Source organism: Streptomyces sp. NPDC127129, from assembly GCF_042671585.1.
Classification (GTDB): domain Bacteria; phylum Actinomycetota; class Actinomycetes; order Streptomycetales; family Streptomycetaceae; genus Streptomyces.
In genome coordinates this window covers 149,035-173,913 of the sequence record NZ_JBHXTV010000004.1, presented here as the reverse complement: position 1 = coordinate 173,913, position 24,879 = coordinate 149,035, and the positions used below count along the sequence as shown (strand labels likewise).

The 24,879-nt window shown below is 71.7% G+C and carries 19 protein-coding genes; 10 read left to right on the top strand and 9 right to left on the bottom strand.

Annotated features, from left to right (window positions below; translation table 11 throughout):
* Positions 1-85 precede the first annotated feature (85 nt).
* The 6 genes from ACFVGW_RS09215 to ACFVGW_RS09190 form a co-directional block, all read right to left on the bottom strand.
* Positions 86-2,971: a glycoside hydrolase family 2 TIM barrel-domain containing protein gene (locus ACFVGW_RS09215; RefSeq protein ID WP_385851446.1), complete on the bottom strand. Its 2,886-nt coding sequence runs from the start codon at positions 2,969-2,971 to the stop codon at positions 86-88.
* A gap of 64 nt (positions 2,972-3,035) precedes the next feature.
* The gene (locus ACFVGW_RS09210; protein ID WP_385851713.1) at positions 3,036-4,013 is read right to left on the bottom strand and encodes a hydroxyacid dehydrogenase; all 978 of its coding nucleotides are present in this window, start codon (positions 4,011-4,013) and stop codon (positions 3,036-3,038) included.
* Positions 4,014-4,099: 86 nt separating this feature from the next.
* Complete coding sequence (locus ACFVGW_RS09205) at positions 4,100-5,035, bottom strand: carbohydrate ABC transporter permease (protein WP_385851445.1); 936 nt, start codon at positions 5,033-5,035, stop codon at positions 4,100-4,102.
* Entirely contained in the window at positions 5,032-6,018 is a 987-nt protein-coding gene (locus ACFVGW_RS09200; protein WP_385851444.1) for a carbohydrate ABC transporter permease, read from the bottom strand. Before ACFVGW_RS09200 ends, ACFVGW_RS09205 begins: the two co-directional genes overlap by 4 nt.
* A 90-nt stretch (positions 6,019-6,108) precedes the next feature.
* Entirely contained in the window at positions 6,109-7,419 is a 1,311-nt protein-coding gene (locus ACFVGW_RS09195) for an ABC transporter substrate-binding protein (RefSeq protein WP_385851443.1), read from the bottom strand.
* 125 nt (positions 7,420-7,544) lie between these two features.
* Positions 7,545-8,639 carry a substrate-binding domain-containing protein gene (locus tag ACFVGW_RS09190; RefSeq protein WP_383228950.1) on the bottom strand — a complete coding sequence of 365 codons (1,095 nt, stop codon included), beginning with the start codon at positions 8,637-8,639 and terminating at the stop codon, positions 7,545-7,547.
* A 186-nt stretch (positions 8,640-8,825) separates the two neighbouring features.
* Between ACFVGW_RS09190 and ACFVGW_RS09185 the strand changes: the two genes are divergently transcribed.
* Positions 8,826-9,224, top strand: coding sequence for a molybdopterin-binding protein (locus tag ACFVGW_RS09185; RefSeq protein WP_383228979.1), 399 nt, complete (start codon positions 8,826-8,828; stop codon positions 9,222-9,224).
* 18 nt (positions 9,225-9,242) lie between these two features.
* On the opposite strand, the gene ACFVGW_RS09180 is transcribed toward ACFVGW_RS09185, so the two are convergent.
* The gene (locus ACFVGW_RS09180) at positions 9,243-10,772 is read right to left on the bottom strand and encodes a PucR family transcriptional regulator (protein WP_385851442.1); all 1,530 of its coding nucleotides are present in this window, start codon (positions 10,770-10,772) and stop codon (positions 9,243-9,245) included.
* 224 nt (positions 10,773-10,996) lie between these two features.
* On the opposite strand from ACFVGW_RS09180, the gene ACFVGW_RS09175 reads away from it, so the two are divergent.
* From ACFVGW_RS09175 to ACFVGW_RS09150, 6 genes are all read left to right on the top strand, one after another.
* Entirely contained in the window at positions 10,997-11,833 is an 837-nt protein-coding gene (locus ACFVGW_RS09175; protein ID WP_385851441.1) for an FAD binding domain-containing protein, read from the top strand.
* A complete protein-coding gene (locus tag ACFVGW_RS09170; protein ID WP_385851440.1) occupies positions 11,830-14,643 on the top strand; it encodes a molybdopterin-dependent oxidoreductase in 2,814 nt (937 codons plus the stop codon). Before ACFVGW_RS09175 ends, ACFVGW_RS09170 begins: the two co-directional genes overlap by 4 nt.
* A gap of 132 nt (positions 14,644-14,775) precedes the next feature.
* On the top strand, positions 14,776-15,288 hold the full coding sequence (locus tag ACFVGW_RS09165) for a molybdopterin-dependent oxidoreductase (protein ID WP_385851439.1): 513 nt from the start codon (positions 14,776-14,778) through the stop codon (positions 15,286-15,288).
* A 109-nt stretch (positions 15,289-15,397) separates the two neighbouring features.
* Positions 15,398-15,790, top strand: coding sequence for a helix-turn-helix transcriptional regulator (locus ACFVGW_RS09160; RefSeq protein ID WP_352190935.1), 393 nt, complete (start codon positions 15,398-15,400; stop codon positions 15,788-15,790).
* An 85-nt stretch (positions 15,791-15,875) separates the two neighbouring features.
* Positions 15,876-16,694 carry a molybdate ABC transporter substrate-binding protein gene (gene modA, locus ACFVGW_RS09155; RefSeq protein ID WP_352190936.1) on the top strand — a complete coding sequence of 273 codons (819 nt, stop codon included), beginning with the start codon at positions 15,876-15,878 and terminating at the stop codon, positions 16,692-16,694.
* Positions 16,695-16,787: 93 nt separating this feature from the next.
* Positions 16,788-18,725, top strand: a complete 1,938-nt coding sequence (locus ACFVGW_RS09150) for an ABC transporter permease (protein WP_385851438.1) — start codon at positions 16,788-16,790, stop codon at positions 18,723-18,725.
* A 36-nt stretch (positions 18,726-18,761) separates the two neighbouring features.
* Here ACFVGW_RS09150 and ACFVGW_RS09145 read toward each other — a convergent pair whose 3' ends face one another.
* Positions 18,762-19,181 (bottom strand): molybdopterin-binding protein, encoded by a 420-nt coding sequence (locus ACFVGW_RS09145; RefSeq protein WP_385851437.1) that lies wholly within the window; start codon positions 19,179-19,181, stop codon positions 18,762-18,764.
* A 259-nt stretch (positions 19,182-19,440) separates the two neighbouring features.
* On the opposite strand from ACFVGW_RS09145, the gene ACFVGW_RS09140 reads away from it, so the two are divergent.
* The 3 genes from ACFVGW_RS09140 (at position 19,441) to ACFVGW_RS09130 (ending at position 23,068) form a co-directional block, all read left to right on the top strand.
* Positions 19,441-20,946, top strand: coding sequence for a cryptochrome/photolyase family protein (locus tag ACFVGW_RS09140; RefSeq protein ID WP_385851436.1), 1,506 nt, complete (start codon positions 19,441-19,443; stop codon positions 20,944-20,946).
* A 38-nt stretch (positions 20,947-20,984) separates the two neighbouring features.
* On the top strand, positions 20,985-22,241 hold the full coding sequence (locus tag ACFVGW_RS09135; RefSeq protein WP_385851435.1) for an NAD(P)/FAD-dependent oxidoreductase: 1,257 nt from the start codon (positions 20,985-20,987) through the stop codon (positions 22,239-22,241).
* A gap of 140 nt (positions 22,242-22,381) precedes the next feature.
* A complete protein-coding gene (locus tag ACFVGW_RS09130) occupies positions 22,382-23,068 on the top strand; it encodes a response regulator transcription factor (RefSeq protein WP_352190940.1) in 687 nt (228 codons plus the stop codon).
* A gap of 33 nt (positions 23,069-23,101) precedes the next feature.
* Here ACFVGW_RS09130 and ACFVGW_RS09125 read toward each other — a convergent pair whose 3' ends face one another.
* Complete coding sequence (locus ACFVGW_RS09125) at positions 23,102-24,835, bottom strand: GAF domain-containing protein (protein ID WP_385851434.1); 1,734 nt, start codon at positions 24,833-24,835, stop codon at positions 23,102-23,104.
* Positions 24,836-24,879: the final 44 nt, after the last annotated feature.

The following is a 24,879-nucleotide window of genomic DNA, read 5'->3' as shown; positions in this document are numbered from 1 at the left end:
CCGGATCGGACGGGGCGGACGGGGGGTGGTACAGGCAGCACGGACGGGGCCGGCGCGGGCGTGCCGCGCTGTCGGGTGGGGCCGTTCAGAGGGCGCGGAGGACCAGTCGCAGCGCTGCGGGTCCCGCCTTCAGCGTGTGCCGGGGCAGCGGACCGGGACCGCAGGACGCGGTCCCGATGCCGTGGTGCGCCACGTCGAGGTTGACGTGCACCCGGTCTCCGGCCCTCAGGTCGGTGGTGTGCCGGGCGGACTCCAGTTCCGCGGTGGTCCAGCGGCGGACGGTGAGGTCGTACGAGGGACGACCGCCGATCAGCAGTCCGCCGCGGTCGCCGGAGAGCACGGCCCGGCGGACCGCCCGGCGGTTGCCGTTCTCCTGGGGGCGCACGTAGGGCGTCTGCAGGGCGTCGACCGTGTGCCGGTAGCGGCCGAGGCGCGCCGCCGCGGACGTGTCCCGGTACGACTCGCCGGGCCCGAGCCCGTACCAGTCGACGGTGTCGATCCAGCCGGGCAGGGAGAAGCCCAGCCCGATCCTGGGCAGGGGGCACGGCCACGCGCCCTCGGGAGCGATGTCCACGTCCAGCCAGAGCGAACTCCCGTCCGCCCGCCAGTGGTAGGCGGCCCGGACGGCGTGGTCCGCGCCGACGGGCGCCGTCCGCGTGGTGACCGTCAGGCCCTCGCCCGTGGCCGCGACGCCGAGCACCTTCGTGGTGAGGCGGTGAAGTCCCGCGGCGCGCCAGCGGTCGGCGATCCGGTCACCGAGCAGGTCGTTGTCGGTCGGCGCCCGCCACAGGTCGAGCCGGAGCGCCCCGACGTCGATCCCGCCGAGGGCGAGCAGCCGCCCGCTGTGCGCGTCGAACGCGGCAGGGCCGAGGGTGAGCCGGCCCTCGCGGCCCGGTACCGCCGGAAGGACGCGGCCAGGTCCCGTGGCCGGCGCGGCCGGGGCGAGGACCGTCTGGCCCCAGGCCACCTCGTGACCCTTCGGAGCCCACGGCTCGGCGGCGGCGAGCTCGGCGACGACCGTCAGGGCGCGCTCCGCGTCCTTGCGTGGCGTGAGCTCCGGCAGAGGGAGGCGCGCACGCTCGCCGGGTGCGAGGACCGGGACGTCGAACACACCGTCCGCGACACGTTCCCCGTCGTCCTCGGCCCGCCAGCGGAAGCGCAGATGGGCCGTGTCCCGGAAGTCGTGGCCGTTGCGGACCTCGACGTCCTGTCCGTCCCCGTCGACGACGATCGTGACCGGCTCGATCACCTTCTTGTACTCGAGGAGCCCCGGGGAGGGCGTGCGGTCGGGGAGGACCAGGCCGTCCGCGACGAAGTTCCCGTCGTGCACCGGCTCCCCGAAATCGCCGCCGTAGGCGTGGAACACCCGCCCGTCCGCGGTGCGCCGCGCGATGCCGTGATCGATCCACTCCCAGACGAAGCCGCCCTGGAGCCGCGGGTACCTCTCGAACAGGCTCTGGTACTCGCTCAGTCCCCCCGGGCCGTTGCCCATGGCGTGCGCGTACTCGCACAGGATGAACGGCAGGGCGCGCCGGTGCGCGTCGAGCGACGGGTCCTGCGTCGGCGGTTCCTCGCCCCGGCCGATCTGTTCGGTCTCGGCGTGGTCGGCGTACATCCGGCTGTAGACGTCGACGTAGCCGCTGTCCCGGTCGCCCTCGTAGTGGACGGGGCGCGAGGGGTCACGGGTGCGCGCCCACTCCGCCATCGCCGCGAGGTTCTCCCCGGTGCCGCTCTCGTTGCCGAGCGACCACATGAGGATGCTCGGATGGTTCTTGTCGCGTTCGACGACCCGCCGCATCCGGTCGAGCATGGCCTCCCGCCACCGCTCGTCACCGCTCGGGTTGCCGCGCCAGCCGGCCTGCTCGAAGCCGTGGGTCTCCAGGTCGCACTCGTCGACCACCCACAGCCCGTACGTGTCGCAGAGGGCGAGGAAGTCGCTGCTCGGCGGATAGTGGCTGGTGCGGACCGCGTTGATGTTGTGCCGCTTCATGAGCAGCACGTCGCGCAGCATCGTCTCGTACGAGAGTGTCCGGCCGGTCTCCGGATCCCACTCGTGCCGGTTGACACCGCGCAGCAGCAGGGCACGGCCGTTGACCTTGAGCAGGCCGTCCTCGACGGCGACCCGCCGGAAGCCGATGCGCACCGCAATCCGCTCGCCGGCGGCGGTCAGCTCGCCCTCGTACAGGCGCGGCTGCTCGGCGTTCCACGGCTCGACGTCCACGAAGGTGTGCGGTCCCGAGGGGTCGGCGTCGACGAGGCCGAGTTCGGGCAGGGAGAGCGTGGCCGGGACCGAGGTGTCGACGGACAGGGTGCCGGTGCCGGTGACGTGGTCGTAGTCCGCGTGGACGAAGAAGTCCTCGACGCAGCCCTCGGGCCGGGACAGCAGCCGTACGGGACGGAAGATCCCGGACAGCCACCACATGTCCTGGTCCTCCAGATAGCTGCCGGCCGACCACTGGTGGACGCGTACGGCGACGACGTTGCGGCCCCGCCGCAGCGCGTCCGTCGCGTCGAACTCGGTGGGAACGCGGCTGCCTTTGCCGTCACCGAGCCGGACGCCGTTGAGCCAGACCGCGAAGCAGGAGTCGACGCCGTCGAAGCGCAGCACGCTGCGTCCCGCGGGCCACCCGTCGGGGAGCGTGAAGTCCCTGCGGTACTCGCCCGTCGGGTTCTCGTCGGGCACCCGCGGCGGGTCGAGCGGGAAGGGATAGGTGACGTTGGTGTACGCGGGGGATCCGACACCCTGGAGCTGCCAGCAGGACGGTACCGGCAGCCGGTCCCAGGCGGTGTCGTCGAAGGCGGGGTCCTCGAACCCCGCGGTGAGGTCCCCGAGCCCGGTGGCGGCCCGGAAGCGCCACGCGCCGTCCAGGTCGAGGGCGGGGGCGTCGGAGCCGAAGGCGGCGCGCGGCGCCAGCCGGCCGCTGCCGGGGGAACGGTCCTCGACGTAGCGGGTTCCGTGCGGCTGGTGCATGGCATGTCCTGTGTTTCTTCGGGCCGGGCGGCGGCCGTCCGCCGCCCGGCCGGAGCGGTGGTCGTCAGGCGGAGCGGGCGAGCTCGTCGGAGCCCACGGCATGGGCGAGGGGCCGGCCCTCGGCGTAGCGCCGCACCTCGTCGGTCGCCCAATGGGCCATCCGTACGAGCTCGTTGCCGAGCGACCCGGCGATGTGCGGGGTGAGCAGCACGTTGGGCAGCGTGTAGAGCGGTGAACCGGCGGGCAGCACCTCGGGCTCGGTGACGTCGAGGACGGCGTGGATCCGGCCAGCCAGCAGCTCCTCGGTGAGCGCCGCGGTGTCGACGAGTGAGCCGCGTGCGGTGTTGATGAGCGTGGCGCCGTCCCGCAGCAGTCCGAGCCGACGCCGGTCGAACATGTGCCGCGTCTCCGGGAGCTGCGGAGCGTGGATGGAGACCACGCTGCTGCGCCGTACGAGCTCGTCGAGTCCGACGGAGCGCGCGCCGAGCGTCTCGGCCTCGTCCGCCTCCACGTACGGGTCGTACAGCAGGACCTCGAAGTCGAACGGGCGCAGGAGCTGCAGGACCCGGCGGCCGATCCGTGACGCGCCGACGATGCCCACGGTACGGCGGTAGTTGCCGTGGCCCGCGAAGTACGGCAGGAGGGAGACCTGGTCGGGGGTCTCCCGGTAGACACGGGCGCTGTCGAGGATCCGTTTGCCGGTGAACAGGATCGCGGCGAGCGTGAACTCGGCGACCGGGAGCGCGTTGGCGCCCGCCGCGGTCGAGACGGCGATCCCCCGCTGCCACACCGCCTCGGTGACGTGGTGCTTGACGGATCCGGCGGCATGGATGACGGCCCGGAGCCGGGGCATCGCGCGCAGCGCTTCCGCGGTGAGCCGCGGGGCGCCCCAGTGGGTGAACAGCACTTCGGTGTCGGCGAGTGCGGCCGGGTCCGCGTCGGCGAAGTCGCTGACGAAGCGGCCGGTGTCCACGGCCGCGACTCCGGCCAGCCGGTCGAGGGCGCCTTCGGCCAGGAGCTGGGCGTGGATGGCGGCGCCCATGGCCAGCAGGGTGCGCGGCCGGTGCACGGGCGGCGCGGGGGCCGTGTGACCGTCGTGGAGGACGGAGGCTTCCGGTACGGGCACGGTCACTTCACCGCGCCCGCGGTGAGGCCCGAGCGCCAGAAGCGCTGCAGGCAGATGAAGGCGATGATGAGCGGCACGACGGCGACGAGCGAACCGGTGATCACGAGGGAGTAGAACTCGGGCTGCAGCTGTGTGGTGCTGTTCCACATGAACAGGCCGAGGTTGACCGGGTACAAGGTGTCGTCGTTGAGCATGACCAGCGCGCCGAAGAAGTTGTTCCAGCTTCCGGTGAACGAGAACAGGAAGATGGTCATGAAGCCGGGCGAGAGCATCGGCAGGGCGATCCGGGTGAACGTGCCCAGTTCGCCGGCGCCGTCCACGCGGGCGGCCTCCAGCACCTCGTTGGGCACGTACCCCTCGGAGAAGACCCGGGCGAGGTAGACGCCGAACGGGTTGACCAGCGCGGGCAGGAGGAGCGCCCAGTAGGTGTTGACCAGGCCGACCTTGGATGCCAGCAGGTACATGGGCAGCTGGATCACCGTGGCGGGGACGAGCAGGCCGCCGAGGACGACCCCGAACAGCTTCTCCTTCCCCCGGAACTCGTACTTGTCGAAGGCGTAGCCGGTGGCGACGCACAGGAGCGTCGAGGCGGCCGAGCCGATCACGGAGTAGATGACGCTGTTGCCGAGCCAGCGCAGGTAGATGCCGTCGTTGAAGGTGAAGACCGCGGCGAGGTTGGAGAAGAGGTTGAAGTCGGCGAAGGCGAAGCCGTCGCTGGAGAAGAGGTCTCCGTGGTCCTTGGTGGCGGCGAACAGCAGCCAGCTGACCGGCATCAGCATGTAGAAGGAGGCGACGAGGAGTACGCCGTTGACGACGCCCTTGGAGAGCAGGTTGCCCGGACGCCTCCTGCGAGGCTCGCGGCGCCTCACCGCCGGGGCGGCCGCGCCGGGGCGGGCTTCGCCGGCCGCGGGTTCCTGGATGACCGTGTGCGTGCTCATGCCGCCCTCCACCGGTTTCCGATCTTGGTGACGATGTACGAGAGCGCGACGCCGAGCGCGGCGAGCAGGAGGGACGCGGCGGCGGCCAGGCCGTAGTCGTGCTGAAGGAAGGCCGCCTTCCAGATGTACATGGTGGGTGACCACTCGGTGTCGACGGCGGCGGTGCCGCGCTGCCCGAGGAGCTTGGGCTCGGTGAACAGCTGGATGGCGCCGACGCAGGTGAACAGGACGGCCATCACGACCGCGGAGGTGATCATGGGCACCTTGATCTGCAGTGCGGTGCGGACCGGCCCGGCCCCGTCCATGTCCGCGGCCTCGATGAGCTCGCGGGGGATGGCCTGCAGCGCGGCGTAGAAGATGATCATGTTGTACCCCGTCCACTGCCAGGCGGTGAGGTTCACGATGGACGAGTACACGTGGTCGGAGCTGAAGAAGTCCCACGAGCCGCCGGCGGCCTCGATCCAGTCGAGCACCGGGCTGAGCCCCGGGGTGTAGAGGTAGATCCACAGGATCGACGCGATCAGGCCGGGGATGGCGTGCGGCAGGAAGAGCGCGAGCTGGAAGAAGCGCCGGGCGCGCGCCACGGCCGAGTCGACCAGCAGCGCGAGGGCGAGCGCCCCGCCGATCATCACCGGGATGTACAGCGTGCAGTACAGGGCGATGTGCAGGAACGACTCGCGGAAGCCCTCGTCCGAGAGCGCCCTGAAGAAGTTCTCGAGGCCGGTGAACGCCCGCTCGGTGCCGCCGAAGCCGAGTCCGGACGACCTCTCCGTGAAGAGGCTCATCCACACCGCGTAGACGATGGGCGCCGCCGTCATGGCGGCGAAGAGCACGAAGAACGGGACGATGAACAGCGCGGCTGCGGCGCGCTGGTTGCGCCTCAGCTGTGAACTGCCCTTACGGGTGCGGCCGGTGCGCGGGCCGCCGGTACGGCTGCCGCCGGCCGCGGGCGGGGGTGCGGCCTTCGCGAGTGGTGCTGCCACGGGTGCTCCTTGGCGTGTGGGCGCTGCGGGTCCGGGGGTGTGGGACGGCGGGGCCCGGCCGGGGTCAGGGTTCGGCCGGGCCCCGCCAGGTCACTCGGCGAGCTTCAGCCCGCGCTCCTGGATGCCCGAGGTGGCCTTCGCCTGACCGGCGGCGACGCCGCCGGTGAAGCCGCTCTTGGCGCTCGCGTCCTGGATGGCGGTGTAGACGTCCATCTGGTTCGGGCCCCAGGTCCAGCCGGGAACGATCGTGTCGACCTGCTCGGAGGCCAGCTTGTAGAGGTCCTGGCCGTTGAAGTACGCGGTGTCGAACTTCGCGGCGGCCACGGCGCGCATCTCCGGGTTGGCCGGCAGGGCGCTGCTGGGCTTGGTCGGGTCGCTCAGCCGCGCCTCGACCGCGTCACCGTTGGTGGTGATCCACTTGATGAACTCGGCCGCGGCCTCGACGTTCTTGCTGCCCTTCAGCACGCCGTAGGAGCTGCCGCCGTAGTTGCCGCTGGCCGGGGTGCCCCAGTGCGGCATCGGGGCGGCCGCCCACTTGCCCTTCAGGTCCGGCAGGTTGGTCTTCATGCCGGCCGCGGACCAGGAGGCACCGAGGACGGAGAGCGTCTTGCCCTCGACGCGGGCCTTGGTCTCCTCCGGGCTCCAGCCGGTGTAGGTCTGCACGAGGTCGTTCTTGACCATGTCGTCCCAGTAGGCCGCGACCTTCTTGGACGCGGCGTCGTCGACGCCGGGCTTCCACGCGTCGCCCTGCGTGCTGAACCACTTGCCGCCGGCCTGCCAGGAGAGCGCGGCGAGGAGGGCGGGGTCGGCCTTGGTCATGTTGGCCAGACGGACGTTCTTGTCGGCCTTCTTGACCTTCTCCGCGGCGGCCCTGAACTCGTCCCAGGTCTTGGGGACCTCTATGCCGTACTTCTTGAACAGGTCCGTGCGGTAGTAGTAGACCTGCGGCGCGGCGTCGAACGGAACGGTCCAGGTCTTGCCGCCGAAGGTCACCAGGTCCTGGATGGCCTTGGGGAACTTCTCCTTGACGGTGCCACCGGCGGGCTTCGTGAGGTCGACGAGGTATCCCTGGCTCGCGAACTCCGGAACCATCTGGTACTCGATGGTGGCCACGTCGGGCGCGTTGCCCGCCTTCACGCCGTTGGCCAGCTTGCCGTAGCCCTCCGCGCCACCGGGAATCTCGGTGAACTTGACCTGGATGTCCTTGTGGGTCCGGTTGAACTCGTCGACCGTGGCCTTGGCGCCGCCCGTCCAGGTCCAGTAGGTGAGGGTGACCGGCTTGCCGTCGGAGGCGGAGTCGGCCAAGTCGCCCTCACCGCCACCGCACGCGGTGGCGAGCAGGCCGAGAGCGGCGAGGGTGGCGGCGGCGGCTGTACGGAACGAACGTGAAGTGCGCGGCATGGCACGGCTCCTACGGAAACCTCGAGGGGAGAGAGGCGAACGAGGCATATCTTTTTCGCCAACTCGATCACCGTCAAGAGCAAACGCACAAGACAATCAAAATGATCGCTTCACGATCAAGAAGATCACTCGGTTCCCGAAGACGCCCGCAGAGCACCGCAGGAGGCTCGCACCCTCAACTTCGGCAGCAGATCCACGTGTTGGCGCGGCTCGGGCTCCCTGCCCGTGCTCCGCTCGGCCAGGCGCTGGAGCAGGAGCTTCGCCGCCAGCTCGCCGACCGCCTGCTTCGGTGGGGCGACCGCCGTCAGCGGGACGTCCGCCAGGTTCGCCACCTCGTCCTCGTACGCGATCAGGGCCAGGTCCTCCGGGACGGCGATGCCGCGCGCCTGCAGCCGCGGGACCAGCACGATCGCGTCCTCGTCGCTGTGCACCAGGGCCGCCGTGACGCCGTGCCGCCCGACGGCCTCGACGAGGTACTCCGCGACCTCGTCGTACTCCTGCCCCGACATCCGGACGCACGGCGACCCGGGTACGGTCTCCAGGCCGAGCGACCGAACCGAGTCCAGGTAGCCGGACGTGATGCCCGCGGCGTGCGGACCTTCCTGGAGCACGGCGGCGACCGAACGGTGGCCGAGCGAGGCGAAATGGCTCACCGCGAGCGCGGCTCCGTGCGCGCGGTCGGTGCGCACCCGGTCGAGCAGGGCCGCCGGGTTGGCGGCCTGCGCCGTACGCTCCACCAGCACGGTCGGCGCCTCGCAGGCCATCAGCCACTCCTCCTGGCCGCCGGCGGGCGCCCCGACGAACCAGCTGGGCGCGACCAGCAGGCCCTCGGCACCGCTGTTCAGCAGATGCTCGGCCTGGACGGGGTCCTCGCTGTCGACGTACCCGGACACCCCGAGCACCAGCCGGCCCCCCTGCGCCTCGACGACCCTGCGGGCGCCGCTGACGACGTCGCCGAAGATGTACCTGGTCGTCGGCACGATCATTCCGATCACCCGGCCACCGGTGTCCGGCTGTTCGGCACGGGCCGCCTCGCCCGGCCAGACGACCGCGCCGTGCATGCGCTGCACCTTGCCCTGGTTGGCGAGCATGTCCACGTCCCGGCGCAGGGTCACCGGGGAGACACCCAGCTCGGCCGCGAGCTCGGTGACGCGGATGCTGCCCCGCTCCCGGACCAGTTCGAGGACCCGGTCGTGGCGATGGTCGACATGGTGTCGCATGGCTCCCCCTGGAGCGGTACGGAGGCGTCACCGTACGCCTTTGGCGCTAGCGTATCGATCGATTGCGATCGAATCGATCAGAATGGGGAGTGCGGAGATTGTGAAGGATCACGCCTCTCGGGGCGCCCGGGCAGCCGTACGAGCCCACCGCGACGTCGAGGCGGTGACGTGGCTTATGGTGCGGGTGTGCCGTCGTACAGCATTGGGCAGGCCGCGCAGCTGCTCGGAGTCAGTTCGGAGACCGTTCGCCGGTGGGCGGACGGCGGCAAGCTGGGCATCGCGCGGGAGGGGTCCGGCCATCGGGTGATCGAGGGCACGGCCCTGGCCCGCTTCGCCCACGAGCGGGGCGCCGGACTCCATGCCGTCCCGGAGGGTGACGTGCCGACCTCGGTCCGGAACTCCTTCGTCGGGATCGTGACCGCCGTACGGGTCGACGACGTGGCCGCGCAGGTGGAGGTCCAGTCGGGTCCGCATCGACTGGTCTCGCTGGTGACGCGGGAGGCGGTCGAGGAGCTGGGGCTCGACGTCGGGGTCACCGTGACCGCCCGGGTGAAGTCGACGAGCGTGCACATCGACGTGCCCTGACCCTTCTGCCACGTGCCGTCAGCGGCAGAGCAGTGCCGCGTGCAGGTCCACCCTGTGGTCCAGTCGCGACAGGTCCCTGCCGGTGAGGGCCTCGATGCGTTCGACCCGGTAGTGGACCGTGTTGACATGGATGTGGAGGGCCTCGGCGGTCCTCGCCCACGAGCAGTCGTTGGCCAGGAAGACCTCCAGGGTCTCCAGGAGCATCGCGCTCGACCCCCGGCCGGCGCCGACGAGCGGCCCCAAGGTCGTCTCGCGGTACACGTTCCGCACGTCGGAGGGGATCCCGGCCATCAGCTTGCGCAGTCCGTCGAGATCACCGAGACCGGAGACGCGCGCTGAGGAGGGGCCCTGCGTGCGCGCCGCCGCCAGCGCGTAACGGGCCTGCGTGAGCGCGGTGTTCAGTCCCGCGGACGCGGGGGCGGGCGCGCTGACACCGACGTGCAGCGCGGTCTCCGGGCGGCAGGCATGGATCAACGGCCACACGTCGCCCAGCCTCTCCCTCATACCGGCTGCTTCCTCCCCGTCGTGCGCGACGACCGCCACCGCCTCGCCGCCGAGTCGGTCGACGACCGCGAAGGTGGCGGTCGGCAGGTGCTGCAGCGCCTCCCTCAGCGCGGCGCCGCAGCCTGTCTCCCCGTACGGTTCCAAGGCCGCGACGACCACCGTGTACGCCTCCGCGTCACCGAGGCCACAGGCCGCCAGCGCGCTCCGCACGCGGTGCGCGTCCGCGTACGATGCGCCCACCGCATCCGCGAGGTCCTCGAAGGCCGCCCGGTTCGCGGCGCGGTTCCGGTCCTGCCGGCGCCGGTGCCGTCCGAGGAACTCGGCGATCTCCTGGAGGACACGCGGAGGTACCTGGCCGGCTTCGGGCAGATAGAGGTGCCAGGTGTCGAAGGCCGTGCCCTCGGCCTCGACACGCACCGTCGTGCCGTGCCCGCCGCGCAGGAGTTCGGCGGCCTGACGGGCAGGCAGTTCCGCCCGGGCGGCGCTGGTCCGGGCGACTGTACGGCCGCTGCTGGTGAGCAGGTGGCAGGCGGGCGTTCCGAGATGGGCGAAGGCCCGGTCGAGCAGCTCACCGGTCGTCGCGCCGTTCTCCAGAGCGCGGTCGAGGTCCAGACGGACGTTCTCCGGCAGTGCGTAGTGATCCGTGGGGCGGCGGCTGAGGTCGCCCCACTGTCTGAGGTAGACCGCTTCGGTGATGGCCCGGAAGCTCGTGTGGGCCGGTACGGCGATCAGGGCGACGCGGTGCCGTCTGCACGCCTCGGCCAGTTCCCGCGGCACCTCGCCGTGGGTCTCCTCCCCCGCGAGCAGCGCCACCGCGCCCGCCTCCCGCAGAGCCGTCACGAAGTGCTCGGTCTTCTCCGCACCGGCTTCCCGGCTCCACCACACGAGTCCGCTGAGAACGATCTCTCCGGGCTGGAGGAACCGCGCCGGGTCCTCCAGGTCGGTCGCCGTCACGCCGCCGATCTCCTGGCCGAGCAACGCCTCGTCGCCCCAGACGAGGGAGAGGTCCAGTCGGTCGAGACGGAGGAGGTGGTCGACGTGCATACGAGACTCCTTGCGCGGTCGCGGGACAGCCCGCCCCCACATTCACGAGGCGAATGCGAGACGAGTCATCGTAGATGCCAAAGCAGAGAGGCAGAACAGCTCTTGGTTGATCCTCCAGGGCGCACCGTCGCGAGGTGGACGTTTTCCAGGTTCGCGTCCAGTCGTTCCGTCGCTCGCGCCCGGCTTCACTGGCCTGAAGACATCGGTCGGAAGGCGTGGATGGGATGGATCTGAACACGATCACGGACGTGAGGGACGCGCGACGGCGCGAGCCGTGGCGGCCCGGCGACGCGTGGCTCGGCGGCGGCACGTACCTGTTCTCCGAGCCGCAGCCACACCTGCGCCGGCTGATCGATCTGAGCCGGATGGGCTGGGAACCGCTCACCCGGCACGCGGACGGCTCCCTGGAGATCGCGGCGACATGCACGATCGCGCAGCTCTCCCGCTTCGGGCGACGGCAGCTGGACGCCCCCGCGGCCCCGCTGTTCGAACAGTGCTGCCGTGCCTTCCTCGCCTCGTTCAAGATCTGGAACATGGCGACCGTCGGCGGGAACCTCTGCAACGGCCTGCCCGCCGGGCCGATGATCTCGCTGACCGCCGCGCTCGACGGCACCTGCCTGCTCCAGGCGCAAGACGGCTCGACGCGACGCGTGAAGGTGGCCGACTTCATCGTCGGCGCCGGGGTCAAGGACCTCGCCGAGGGCGAGCTGCTGCGCTCGGTGACGCTGCCCGGCCGGGCCTTGGAGTGCCGTACGGCGTTCCGGCAGGCATCGCTCTACGGGCTCGGCCGCTCCGGCGCCCTGGTCATCGGCACGCTCGACCCGGTGGACGGCTCGCTGGCGGTGACGGTCAGCGCGGCGACCGTACGGCCCTTCCGGCTCTGGTTCCCCCTGCCGCCGGACCGCGAGCAGCTGCGCCTGGCGATCGACGATGCGGTCCGTCCCGGCGAATGGTTCGACGACATCCACGGACTGCCCACGTGGCGACGGCACATGGGGCTCCGCCTCGCGGAGGAGGTCCGCCGCGAACTCACCAGCCCGACGGAAGAAGGAGTCCGATGAGCCCGCAGACCGAGCGATTCCAGCTGCGCGTGAACGGCCGGACGCACGACGACGATCCCCGCGCCGGTCAGTGTCTGCGGACCTATCTGCGCGAGCGCGGCTGGTTCGGGGTGAAGAAGGGCTGCGACGCCGGGGACTGCGGCGCGTGCACCGTGCACGTCGACGGGGAGCCCGTCCACAGCTGCCTGTACCCGGCCGTGCGGGCCGAGGGCCGTACCGTCACCACCGTCGAGGGGCTCGCCTCTCCGGGCGGTGAACTCCACCCCGTACAGCAGAAGTTCCTCGACGCGCAGGGCTACCAGTGCGGCATGTGCACCGCCGGCTTCCTGATGACCACCGCCGCGCTCGAAGCCGAAAGGGGCACGGAGTACGACGACGGCAAGCTCGACGACCTGCCGCGCGCGTTCAAGGGCAACATCTGCCGCTGCACCGGCTACCGCGCGATCGAGGACTCGGTACGGGGTGTGAAGCACACCGAGCGCCCGTGCGCGGGCGAGGCCGTCGGCAGGAACGTCGGAGCGCCCGCCGGACCGCAGGTCGTCACCGGCTCCGCCCGCTACACCTTCGACGTCGAGGTCCCGGGCCTGCTGCACATGAAGCTGCTCCGGTCCCCGCACCCGCACGCCCGGATCGTCGCGATCGACACATCGGCCGCGCTGCGCGTACCCGGGGTGGTCGCCGTGCTCACGCACGAGGACGCGCCGGCGACGCTGTACTCCTCCGCGCGACACGAGCACCCCACGGAGGACCCCGACGACACCCGGGTCCTCGACGAGGTCGTCCGGTACGTCGGCCAGCGGGTCGCGGCCGTCGTCGCCGACAGCGAGCAGGCCGCCGAGGAGGGCTGCCGCACGATCGAGGTGACCTACCAGGAACTCCCGTACGTCGTCGATCCGGAAGAGGCGATGCGTCCCGGCGCCCCCGTCATCCACGAAGGCAAGGGGCCGGAGGTGCGTATCGCCCGGGTCGAGAACAACGTCGCGGGCGAGGTGCACGGCGAGATCGGCGATGTCGAGCGGGGCTTCGCCGAGGCCGACGTCGTCCACGAGGAGACCTTCCGCACCCAGCGGGTGCAGCACGCCAGCCTCGAAACGCACGGCTGCGTCGCGTACTTCGAGCCGAAGGAGGACGGCACCGGTGAACGGCTGACCGTACGGTCCTCCACCCAGACGCCGTTCCTGACCCGCCGCGCCCTGTGCGCGCTGTACGGCCTGCGGGAGGACGAGGTCCGGGTGGTCGCGGGCCGCGTGGGCGGAGGATTCGGCGGCAAGCAGGAGATGCTCACCGAGGACGTCGTCACGCTCGCCGCGCTGAAGCTCCGCCGCCCGGTGAAGCTGGAGTACACCCGCGCCGAACAGTTCTACGGCGCCACCACCCGGCACCCCTTCACCATCGGCATCAAGGTCGGAGCGCGGCGGGACGGAACGCTGACGGCCGTGCAGATGCGGGTGGTGGCCAACACCGGCGCGTACGGAAACCACGGTCCGGCGGTCATGTTCCACAGCGTCGGCGAGTCCTTCGCCGTCTACCGCGCCCCGCACAAGAAGGTCGACGCCTACTCCGTCTACACGAACGTCGTCCCGGCGGGCGCCTTCCGCGGCTACGGCCTGGGCCAGGTCACCTTCGCCGTGGAGTCCGTGATGGACGAGCTGGCACGCCGGCTCGGCATGGACCCGCTCGTCCTCCGCGAGAAGAACATCATCGGCCCGGGTGAGGGCATGCACAGCCCCATCGGCGAGGAGGAGGACCTGCACATCGCCTCGTACGGCCTCGACCAGTGCCTGTCGGTCGTACGCAAGGCCATCGCCGAGGACAGCAGCGCCGAGCAGGCGCCCGAGGGCTGGCTGGTCGGGCAGGGCACCGGGATGGCGATGATCGCCACCGGCCCGCCCGGCGGCCACTACGCCGATGCCCGTGTGTCGCTGCTCGAGGACGGCACGTACGACATCGCCGTCGGCACCGCCGAGTTCGGCAACGGCACCACCACCGTTCACCAGCAGATCACCGCCGGCGCCCTGAACACCACCGAGGACCGGCTGACCGTCCGGCAGTCCGACACCGACGTCGTACGCCACGACACCGGCGCCTTCGGCTCGGCCGGCACCGTCGTCGCCGGCAAGGCCGTCCTCCTGGCCGCCACCTCGCTCGCCGAACGGCTGCGCACCCTCGCAGCCCGCCACAGCGGCGTCGCCCGGCACCTGTGCGTGCTCGGGGCCGAGTCCGTCGACTGCGGGGGACGCGTCGTCACGCTCAAGGAGCTGTACGAGGCGGGGCACGCCCTCGGCGCGGCGGAGGAGCTGGCGGCGGACGGGCACTGGGGCGGCTCGCCGCGCTCGGTCGCCTTCAACGCCCAGTGGTTCCGGCTCGCCGTCGACCCCGGCTCGGGGGAGATCCGCATCCTGCGCAGTGTCCACGCCGCCGACGCCGGCAAGGTCATGAACCCCATGCAGTGCCGCGGCCAGGTCGAGGGCGGAGTCGCCCAGGCCCTCGGCGCGACGCTGTTCGAAGCCGTCAGGATCGACGAGCGCGGCGAGGTCACCACCGCCGCCTTCCGCCGCTACCGGCTCCCCCAGTACGCCGACGTCCCCCGCACCGAGGTGCACTTCACCGAGACGTCCGACGCCATCGGCCCGCTCGGCGCCAAGTCCATGAGTGAGAGTCCCTTCAACCCCGTCGCCCCCGCCTTCGCCAACGCGCTCCGCGACGCCACCGGCATCCGCTTCACCGAGCTGCCCGTGACCCGCGACCGAGTGTGGCTCGCGCTCGACCGGCAGGCGCGGAACGTCGGTCGAAAGGCCGGGAGGATGTGAGCAGGCGACTCGTAGCAAGCTCACAAATGCCGGGAGCAGTGTCGATATCGACTGGCAAACATGGTTCTCCGCTCCGGCGGTCGGGTATCACTGCGCGCAGCCGCTGCACCGAACGCCCCGAGGGGATTGACGATGAGCCGACCGAGCGCCCCACCCCACTCCGCGCCCCCAGCCCTTCCCGCCCGTGCCGGAACCTTCGACCTCTGGGGGGACGTGGCCCACCCGGCCACCCTCACCGTCGCCGACCTGCGTCAGGGCTGGGAGCAGCACCGGGCCGACGTGGTCTTCGACTGCGCCACGGCGGGACCGCAGCACCACACCTTCGCCGGACCGCTCCTGCGCGAGGTCGCGGCCGTGGCCCAACCGGGCTTCGACCCCGTACGCCGCAAGGAGCGCTCCCGCTTCCTGCTGGCCGTGAGCGGAGGCGACGGCCACCACACCGTCCTCTCCTGGGCGGAGATCGACCCCGACTTCGGCGACGCACCCGTCCTGCTCGCGACCCGCATGGACGACGAGGAGCTCGACGTGGCCGGCACCCAGCTCGTCGTGCCGTCCGACCGCTGCGGCGCGCGCTACGTCAGCGCCGTGACCGGAATCTGGATCGGCGCCCCTCGGCTTCCCGGAAGCCGTCCGTCCGAGGGCTGAGACCCCCGGCGGATTTCCTCGTCCCTTCCTCCACCCCACCTCTCATCCGCGATGGAGGCTCCCACGATGTAGTTGCAGATACGAGTAAGACCGCCCTACGGTGTCGCACATGCAGTCCTACACCATCGGTCAGGCCGCGCGACTTCTGGGCGTCAGCCCCGACACCGCGCGGCGCTGGGCGGACGCGGGCCGAGTCGCCACCCACCGCGACGAGAGCGGCCGGCGCGTCATCGACGGCAAGTCGCTGGCGGCGTTCTCCGTGGAGATCGCGCAGGGCGACGACGACGAAGACGCGTCGTACACCTCCGCGCGCAACGCGTTCCCCGGCATCGTCACCGGGATCAAGCTCGGCGACATCGCGGCCCAGGTCACCATCCAGGCCGGTCCGCACCGGCTGGTCTCCCTCCTCACCCGTGAGGCCGTGGAGGAACTGGGACTGGAAGTCGGCATGCAGGCCACCGCCCGCGTGAAGTCGACCAGCGTGCACATCGACCGCACCTGACCCCTCACGCAGTACCGAGACACCTCGGCCGTCGGCGCGACCGGCCCCCGCACTTTCCTTTCGTCCCCAAGGAGTTCAGACCCTCATGTCCCTCACCCTGACCGTCGCCGGACGTCGTGCCGCCGGCGCCGCGCTCACCGCCGCGCTGCTCGTACCGCTCGCGGCCTGCTCGTCCGGCGACGACACCAAGAAGGGCACCGGCGGGGCAACCGCCTCCGGCTCCGCGAGCGCCGCGCCCGCGGCCGACCTGACGGTTCTGGCGGCCGCCTCGCTGACCGACGTGTTCAAGACGGCGGGCGCCGCGTACGAGAAGGCGCACCCCGGCACGAAGGTCACGTTCTCCTTCGCCGGCTCGCAGGAGCTCGTCGCCCAGGTGTCCCAGGGCTCGCCCGCCGACGTCCTGGTCACCGCCGACACCAAGAGCATGGACAAGGTGAAGGCCGACACGGGCACCCCGGCGATCATCGCCAAGAACCGCCTGGTCATCGCCACCGGCGAGGGGAACCCGCACAAGGTCGACGACCTGAAGGACCTCGCGGACACCAAGCTCAAGGTCGTCCTCGCGGCCCCCGAGGTGCCGGCCGGCAAGTACAGCAAGCAGATCCTCGACGCCCAGAAGATCACGGTGAAGCCGGTCTCCCAGGAGCCCAACGTCCGCGCCGTGCTGAGCAAGGTCGAACTGGGCGAGGCGGATGCCGGTCTCGTCTACAAGACCGACGCCGAGAGCGCCAAGGACAAGGTCGACGCCGTCGAGATCCCCGACGCCCAGAACGCCGTGGCCCAGTACCCGGCCGCCACGCTGAAGGACTCCGAGAACGCCGAGGCGGCGGCCGCGTTCGTGGCCTGGCTGTCCTCGCCCGAGGGCCAGAAGATCCTGCAGGACGCCGGCTTCCAGAAGCCGTGACGGACCCGGGATCTGCCGGATCGTGAGGGGCTGCCCGTCCCGGGGGAACGGGCAGCCCCTCCTCCCTTTGTCTTCATCTCTTCGGGGTCATCGATGAAAAGAGCAGGCGTACGTACGTCCCGCGCCCATCCGCCCCTCGCACTGGCGCTGCCCGCGCTGGCGGCCGTGGCCTTCCTGGCCCTGCCTCTGCTCGGCATCCTCGTCCGGACCGAGTGGGGCGAACTCGCCGACCATCTGAGCTCGCCGGGAACCGTCGAGGCCCTGAAGCTGTCGCTCGTCGTCTCCTTCTGGGCGCTCGGGCTGTCGCTGGTGCTCGGGGTGCCACTGGCCTGGCTCCTCGCCCGTGTCCCCTTCCCCGGCAAGGCGTTCGTCCGCTCGCTGGTACTGCTGCCCATGGTGCTGCCGCCGACGGTCGGCGGTGTCGCGCTGCTCCTCGCCTTCGGCCGGCGCGGGCTGCTCGGGCCGTGGCTGGAGAACACCTTCGGCATCACGCTCCCGTTCCACACCTCCGGCGCCGTGGTCGCGGCGACGTTCGTCGCCATGCCGTTCCTCGTCATCAGCCTGGAAGGCGCGCTCGGCGGGCTGCGCCCCCATTACGAGGAGACGGCGGCCTCGCTCGGCGCGTCACCGGTCCGCGTGTTCTTCACCGTCACCCTCCCCATGGTCGCGCCAGGAGTCGTCGCGGGCGCGGCGCTCACCTGGGCACGCGCCCTCGGCGAGTTCGGCGCCACGATCACGTTCGCCGGCAATCTGCCGGGCACCACTCAGACCCTGCCGCTGCAGGTCTACCTCCTCCTCCAGGACGAGCCGGAAGCCGCGACGTCCGTCTCGCTGCTGCTGCTCGCCATCGCCATGGGCGTCCTCGTCGCCCTGCGCGGACGGTGGACGGGCACCCCGGCCGACCGCACGCGCCGCACGGCACCCGAGCCCGGCGCGGAACCCGTCGCGGCAGAGCCGGCGACGGAGGTCACGCAGCCGGTCGCCGCGTCCGGGGAGCGCTGGGCGCTGCACGCCGACGTCACCGGCTTCACACAGCTGACACTGGACGCCGGACCCGGCACCACCATCGCCGTCGTCGGCCCCAACGGCGCCGGGAAGACCACCCTCCTGCGCGCCCTGCTCGGCCTGACGCACCGGGCACACGCGGAGCTGACCCTGGGCGGCACCGACGTCACCGGGCTGCCGCCGCACCGACGACGGGTGGCCTGGGTGCCGCAGGACGGCGCGCTCTTCCCTCACATGACGGCACGCGCGAACACCGCGTACGGTCTGCGCGCCCAGGGCGTGCCCCGTTCCGAGGCCCGGCGGGAGGCCCAGGGCTGGCTCGACCGGCTCGGCGTCGGCCACCTGGCTCACCGTAAGCCGAATCAGCTGTCCGGCGGGCAGGCCCAGCGCGTCGCCCTGGCACGGGCCCTCGCCGCCCGCCCCCGGCTCCTCGTCCTCGACGAGCCACTCGCCGCGCTCGACCAGACCACCCGCGCCCATGTACGCCACACCCTGCGCTCCCACCTGGCGGGGTTCGGGGGCGTCTGCCTGATCGTCACCCACGACCCTGTCGAGGCCGTCTCGCTCGCGGACCGCGTCCTCGTCCTGGACGAAGGGCGCGCGCTGCAGGACGCCTCCCCCAGCGAGGTCACCCGGCACCCCCGCTCCCCCTGGGTCGCCAGGATGCTGGGCCGCAACGCCTGGGCCGGCAGAGCCACGGCCGACGGCCTCGCACTCGACGCGGGCGGCACCCTGATCACCGCCGACCCGCTGGAGCCCGGCACCGAAGCCGTCGCCGTCATCGCCCCCGAAGCGGTGGCCGTCCACCGCGAGAAGCCCGCCGGCAGCCCTCGTAACGTCTGGCCCGGGACTGTACGCGAGATCACCGCGAGCGGCAGCCGGCTGCGGGTCCTCGTCACCTCCGACGAAGCCCCCGACCTCGTCGCCGAGATCACCCCGCAGGCAGCCGCCGAACTCGGCCTCGCCGACGGCGTGTCCGTCTGGACCAGCGTCAAGGCGACCGAGGCCACGGTCGTGGCCCTCTGAGGGCCGGAGACGTCCGGCTGGGCCTGAGGCGGGTGATCAGGCGGAGGCGAGAGAGATCTCGGTCGACTTGATCAGCGCCACGACGGACGTGCCGACGCTCAGGCCGAGGTCCTCGACGGCGTCCTTGGTGATCGCGGCGGTCAGGTCTCCGCCGTCCACGGAGACCTTCACCGAGCTCATCGCCCCACCGGTGGCCACCTCGGTGACCGAGCCCGCGAGCTGGTTGCGGATGGAGATGCCGTCGACGGGACCGGTCGCGAGGGCGACCTCCGTCGACTTCACCAGCGCCCTGACCGCGGAGCCCTCCGCCAGACCCAGGTCCCGGACGGCGTCGGCGGTGATCGCGGCGGTGATGTGCTGACCGCCCGCCAGGCGCACCCTCACGGACGCCATGGCCTCGCCCGAGGTGACGGCGGTGACGGTGCCGGGGAGCTGGTTACGAATGGACAGGGTCATGGAACACGCCTCGCAAAGCCGGAAACGGAGCAGCCGTCACTTCGGTGACCTGCGTCATCGCCGACGCTAGCGGACAGGAAATCCCCGACGACGACACGCGTGGCCTCCACCAGCCGAATGGACGCGCTGCGCACGCTCATCGCGGTGCGACTGCCTGATCCGTCCCGATGACCGGGCGCGGGTGCCTGCCGCATCCGGCAGGTGCCTGCGGGGAGAAGGTGAAGGGACGGAGCACCGCTCACGCACGGACGGATGCGGCATGGCGAACCCCCACTGGCTCTTCGGCGATCAGCTGGGTCCCTCCTTCCTCGAGGCAGGGGACGACGGGCCCGCCCGTGACGCGCCCGTGGTCATGATCGAATCGCGGTCCGTCTTCAGACGCCGCCGTTTCCACCGGGCCAAGGCTCACCTGATCCTGTCGGCGATGCGGCACCGCGCCGCCGAGCTCGGTGACCGGGTGACGTACCTGCGGACCGACACGTACCGGGAAGGAATCCGGCAGGCCGTGGGCCGCGAACCGGTGACGGTGCACCACCCCACCTCACGGGCGGCCCTGCGCCTCGTGCGGTCGCTCGACAACGTCACGGTGCTGCCTCCGCGCGGGTTCCTGGTCCGTCAGGAGGACTTCGCCGCCTGGGCGGGCGGCCGGCACACACTCCGCATGGAGGCCTTCTACCACCAGGTCCGGCGCGACCACGATCTCCTGATGGAGGGCGGTGAGCCGGCAGGCGGCACCTGGAACCTCGACCACGAGAACCGTCGGCCGCCGCCGCGCGGGGCCCGGTCGCTCGGCGCGTCACCGCCGTACCGGCCCCGGGAGGACGCCGTCGACGAGGAGGTCCGGCGCGACCTGGACCGCTGGGAGCGCGACGGGGACGTCTCCTTCGTCGGCCGCGACGCTCCGCGGGCGTTCCCGGCGGACCGCCGGGAGGCCCTGGCCGCGCTGCGGCGTTTCCTGGGCCACCGGCTCGCCGGGTTCGGCGCGCACGAGGACGCCGTGCTCGCCGACGACGCCACGATGAGTCACAGCCTGCTGTCCTCGTCCCTGAACCTCGGGTTGCTCGACCCGGCCGAGTGCGTGGAGGGGGCGGAGGCCTGCTGGCGGGCGGGTGAGGCCGCGCTCAACTCGGTGGAGGGGTTCGTCCGGCAGATCGCCGGCTGGCGCGAGTACGTCTGGCATCTCTACTGGTACTTCGGCGAGGACTACCGGTCGTCGAACGCGCTCGGCCACACCGGTCACCTGCCCGACTGGTGGAACGAACTGGACGCGGACGCCGTGTCGGCCCGCTGTGTGGCGACAGCACTGCGCCAGGTCAGGGACACGGGGTGGACGCACCACATACCGCGCCTGATGGTCCTGGGCAGCTACGCCCTCCAGCGCGGCTGGGACCCGGCCGCCGTGACGGACTGGTTCCACCGCAGCTTCGTCGACGGGTACGACTGGGTGATGCTGCCCAACGTGGTCGGCATGTCGCAGTACGCCGACGGCGGCCGGATGACGACGAAGCCGTATACCAGCGGCGGGGCCTACATCGACCGCATGAGCGACCTGTGCGGGCCCTGCCCCTACCACCCGGACCGGCGCACCGGCGAGGACGCCTGCCCGTTCACGGCGGGGTACTGGGCCTTCCTCCACCGGCATCGGGACCGTCTCGGCCGCAATGCCCGCATGTCCCGGGCGGTGCGTGGTCTCGACCGGCTGCGGGACCTGTCCGCCCTCCTGGAGCAGGAGCGGGAGCGCGCGCAGGCGGACACACCGCCTTGAGAAGGCCTGCTCGGGTCACCACACGGAAAGAGGACGGCATGGAGCGGACGACGAACAGCGGACCGTACGACGTGGTGGTCGTCGGAGCAGGCGCCGCCGGCCTGGCCTGCGCCGGTGACCTGTGTGCGGAGGGCCTGCGGGTGTCGCTCCTGGAGGCCGGCGACGCGGTGGGCGGGCGGATGCGCACCGACCGGGTCGCCGGATTCACCGCGGACCGCGGCTTCCAGGTCTTCAACACGTCGTATCCGCAGGTGAAGCGACGTATCGACCTGAAGGCGCTGCGGCTGCGGCCGTTCACCCCCGGGGTGCTCGTGCACACCGAAGACGGGCCGCGCCGGTTCACCGACCCGAGCCGGCGCCCGAAGGAGAGCCGGGACCTGCTCCCGGGACGGCTGGCGTCCGGTCGTGACCTGCTCGCCCTCTCCGCCCTGTCGGCCCGGGACGCACTGGCACCGGCGTCCGTGCTGCGGCGCGGCACCGACGGCACCACGCGCGACGCCCTGGCCGCGGCGGGCGTGTCGCCACGACTGGTGGAGACGTTCTTCCGGCCGTTCCTCTCCGGCGTCTTCCTGGAGGACCGGCTCGAGACCTCGGCGCGCTTCTTCCACCTGGTGTGGCGGAGCATGCTGCGCGGCACGCTCTGCCTGCCGGCCGCAGGGATCGGCGCCGTGCCCGACCAGCTCGCGTCGCGGCTGCCGCAGGGCGTGCTGCGTACCGAGACCCCGGTCGCCGCCCTGACGCCCGGCGGCGTGGCTCTCGCGGACGGCAGTGAGGTGCCGGCCCGCGCCGTCGTCGTCGCGACCGGGCAACGGGTCGCGGCGGAGCTGCTCCCGGGACTTCGCGTCCCGGACGGGCGGACCGTCACCACGGTGTACCACGCGGCGGCGCGGCCTCCGTCGGAGGAGCCCGTCCTCGTCGTCGACTCGCGGCGCAGGTTCCTCAACACCTGCGTCCTCACCGCCGTCCAGCCCGGGTTCTCCACCGACGGCCGCGCCCTGGTCTCCACCTCGGTGCTCGGATCCCCCGGCGCGGCGGACACGGCGATCCTGCTACGTGCCCTGGGCGAGGTGTACGGAGCGAACACGGCCGACTGGGAGCTGGTCCACAGCGTCACGGTCACCGATGCGCTGCCGGCGATGCCGGGTCCGACGCCGCTTTCCCGTACCGCGCGGTGGGCGCCCGGCCGGTACGTGTGCGGGGACCACCGGGCGACCGGTTCCCTCCAGGGCGCGCTGGCATCCGGGGCGCGGGCGGCCCGCACGGTCCTGGACGACCTCCGCTCGGGCACCGTCTGAGGTGTCCGCGCCGCGGGGGACGTACCGGATCCGCAGCGTTCACCGACGGTACGGGCGGTGGCCCCGTGGAGGGCGAGGCTCCTGATGACGGACAATCCTTAGGGGAGCAGGTGTCTACCCGCCCGACCACAGGGGTCGCCATGACCGATCTGCCGGCAGCCACCGAACCCACGCGGATCTTCCTCGTCGACGATCACGAGGTCGTCCGCCGGGGCCTTCGCGACCTGCTCGACGACGAGCCCGACATGGAGATCGTCGGAGAGGCGTCGACGGCCGGGCAGGCGCTGGCCAGGGGGCCCGCGCTCCGGCCGGACGTGGCGGTGCTCGACGTCCGGCTGCCCGACGGTGACGGCATCGCCGTCTGCCGCGAGCTTCGCTCGCGGATGCCCGAGCTGGCCTGTCTCATGCTGACGTCGTTCGACGACGAGGACGCGCTCCTCGACGCGATCATGGCCGGCGCCGCCGGGTACGTGCTCAAGCAGATCAAGGGGTCCGATCTGGTGTCGGCGGTACGGACCGTCGCCACGGGCCAGTCGATGCTCGACCCTGCCACCACCGCCCGGCTGATGCGGTCGCTGCGCGACCCCGAGGCGGCGAAGCCGCCGGAGGACGAGCGGCTCGCGGTGCTGTCCGAAAGGGAGCGATCGGTACTCGAACTCATCGGCGAGGGACTCACCAACCGGCAGATCGCCAAACGCCTCTATCTCTCGGAGAAGACGGTCAAGAACCACATCTCACGGCTGCTGGGCAAGCTCGGCGTCGAGCGTCGTGTCCAGGCAGCCGTCATCGCGGCTCAGGTCCACGAACACGACGCCGAGGAGAGGTGACGCGCCCGCGGCGACGCGCCCGCGGTGACGCGCTCACGGGTCCTCCGTCGGCAGGGGGATCCGCCACTCCAGTTCCGTGCCGCCTCCGGGCTCGGCCCGCCCACGGACCGACAAGGTGCCGCCGAGCCTGCCGGCCCGCTCGGCCAGGTTCCGCAGTCCGCTCCGGCTGCCGCCCTCCGGCATGCCCACTCCGTCGTCGCACACCTCAACCGTCAGTACGCCCTCGTCGGCGGCGACAGTGACCTCCACCTTGCGGGCCCGGGCATGCCGCGCCACATTGGTCAGCGCCTCCCCCAGGACGGCGAGCACCTCGTCGGCCGCCTCGGGAGGAACGTCGGTGTCCAGCAGGCCCTCCATGCGCAGGGCCGGGGCGAACCCCAGCATGGGCGCGGCCACGTCCACCGCCTTGACGACACGGTTTCGGAGTCTCGGGGCACCTCCCGGAGACTCGTGCTCCCTGAGCCCGAAGATGGTCGATCGGATGATCTTGATGGTGGCGTCCAGATCGTCGATGGCCCGGGTCAGCCGGTCCACCGCCTCCGGGTGCTCGACGAACCGCCGGGCGCTCTGCAGCGTCATCCCGGTGGCGAACAGGCGCTGGATCGCCAGGTCGTGCAGGTCGCGGGCGATCCGGTCACGATCCTCCAGCAGGCTCACCTGCTCGGCGTCGCGGCGCCGGTCGGCCAGTTCGAGCGCCAGTGCCGTCTGTCCCGCGAATCCGGGCAGAGCGGTGACCTCGGCAGTCGCGAAAGGAGGCCGCCCCTGGCGCCGGGCGAGGATCAGCACCCCGCTCAGTCGCTCCTTGGTGCCGACCGTCACGGCGACCGCCGGTCCGAGCCCCCTCCACCGCTCGGGCTGGACCGTGATGCGGGGCTCGTTCTCGACGTCGCCCACCATGACCAGGCCTTCCTGCGCGAGAGCCGCCTCGACCAGGGTGCCCTCGCTGCTCGGCAGGACGACGCCCCGGTGCGCTTCGGCTCCCCTGCCGCACGCGAGCGAGCCCCGCAGCTCGCCGCCCGTGCCCACGAGGTAGAAGACCCCCATGTCCGCGCCGGCGATGTCCACCGCCTGTTCCAGCATCCCGTCGAGGACCTGGGACTCCTCCACCCCGGAGAGGAGGGCGCTGGTCAGGTCGGAGTTCGCGGCCAGCCACCGCTGACGCAGCCGGCCTTCCTCGTAGAGCCGGGCGTTCTCGATGGCGACGCCGGCTGCGACGGCCAGGGTCGTGACCACCGCCTCGTCCTCGGCGTCGAAGTCCACCCCTCCGCGTTTCTCGGTGAGGTAGAGGTTGCCGAAGACCTCGTCGCGGACCCTGATGGGGACACCGAGGAACGAGTGCATCGGGGGGTGGTGGGGCGGGAATCCGTACGAGGCCGGGTGCTGGGACAGCTCCGACAGGCGCAGCGGATGGGGGTTGCGGATCAGTTCGCCGAGGATCCCGTGTCCCGAGGGCAGGTCGCCGATCTGCTCGCGCAACTCGTCACCGATGCCGACGGGGACGAACTCGGAGAGTCTGTTGTCGTCGCCGATGACACCCAGGGCTCCGTACTCGGCGTCCACGAGGGTCACCGCCGCCTCCACGATGCCGCGGAGCACCTGCGGCAGGTCGAGTTCGCGGCCCACGGACATGACGGCTTCGAGCAGCCCGTTGAGCCGGTCCCTGGTGCCCCGCACCGCTTCGATGCGCACCTGAACCTCGTCGAGCAGCTCGTCGAGTCTGAGCCGCGGCAGCCTCCCGTCCGCGGGCTCGGGGCCCTCACGACCCATCGACACCTCCGGCTACGACGGACGCACGGTCCACCGCCCGCGCA

What these genes read in the sequence shown, in the direction of transcription:
- ACFVGW_RS09205 (WP_385851445.1), bottom strand. Translation starts at nt 5,035, where the DNA reads ATGAGCACGCACACGGTCATCCAGGAACCCGCGGCCGGCGAAGCCCGC.
- ACFVGW_RS09195 (WP_385851443.1), bottom strand. Translation starts at nt 7,419, where the DNA reads ATGCCGCGCACTTCACGTTCGTTCCGTACAGCCGCCGCCGCCACCCTC.
- ACFVGW_RS09165 (WP_385851439.1), top strand. Translation starts at nt 14,776, where the DNA reads ATGAGCCGACCGAGCGCCCCACCCCACTCCGCGCCCCCAGCCCTTCCC.
- modA (WP_352190936.1), top strand. Translation starts at nt 15,876, where the DNA reads ATGTCCCTCACCCTGACCGTCGCCGGACGTCGTGCCGCCGGCGCCGCG.
- ACFVGW_RS09180 (WP_385851442.1), bottom strand. Translation starts at nt 10,772, where the DNA reads ATGCACGTCGACCACCTCCTCCGTCTCGACCGACTGGACCTCTCCCTC.
- ACFVGW_RS09125 (WP_385851434.1), bottom strand. Translation starts at nt 24,835, where the DNA reads ATGGGTCGTGAGGGCCCCGAGCCCGCGGACGGGAGGCTGCCGCGGCTC.
- ACFVGW_RS09150 (WP_385851438.1), top strand. Translation starts at nt 16,788, where the DNA reads ATGAAAAGAGCAGGCGTACGTACGTCCCGCGCCCATCCGCCCCTCGCA.
- ACFVGW_RS09160 (WP_352190935.1), top strand. Translation starts at nt 15,398, where the DNA reads ATGCAGTCCTACACCATCGGTCAGGCCGCGCGACTTCTGGGCGTCAGC.
- ACFVGW_RS09145 (WP_385851437.1), bottom strand. Translation starts at nt 19,181, where the DNA reads ATGACCCTGTCCATTCGTAACCAGCTCCCCGGCACCGTCACCGCCGTC.
- ACFVGW_RS09130 (WP_352190940.1), top strand. Translation starts at nt 22,382, where the DNA reads ATGACCGATCTGCCGGCAGCCACCGAACCCACGCGGATCTTCCTCGTC.
- ACFVGW_RS09190 (WP_383228950.1), bottom strand. Translation starts at nt 8,639, where the DNA reads ATGCGACACCATGTCGACCATCGCCACGACCGGGTCCTCGAACTGGTC.
- ACFVGW_RS09215 (WP_385851446.1), bottom strand. Translation starts at nt 2,971, where the DNA reads ATGCACCAGCCGCACGGAACCCGCTACGTCGAGGACCGTTCCCCCGGC.
- ACFVGW_RS09140 (WP_385851436.1), top strand. Translation starts at nt 19,441, where the DNA reads ATGGCGAACCCCCACTGGCTCTTCGGCGATCAGCTGGGTCCCTCCTTC.
- ACFVGW_RS09175 (WP_385851441.1), top strand. Translation starts at nt 10,997, where the DNA reads ATGGATCTGAACACGATCACGGACGTGAGGGACGCGCGACGGCGCGAG.
- ACFVGW_RS09210 (WP_385851713.1), bottom strand. Translation starts at nt 4,013, where the DNA reads ATGGGCGCCGCCATCCACGCCCAGCTCCTGGCCGAAGGCGCCCTCGAC.
- ACFVGW_RS09170 (WP_385851440.1), top strand. Translation starts at nt 11,830, where the DNA reads ATGAGCCCGCAGACCGAGCGATTCCAGCTGCGCGTGAACGGCCGGACG.
- ACFVGW_RS09135 (WP_385851435.1), top strand. Translation starts at nt 20,985, where the DNA reads ATGGAGCGGACGACGAACAGCGGACCGTACGACGTGGTGGTCGTCGGA.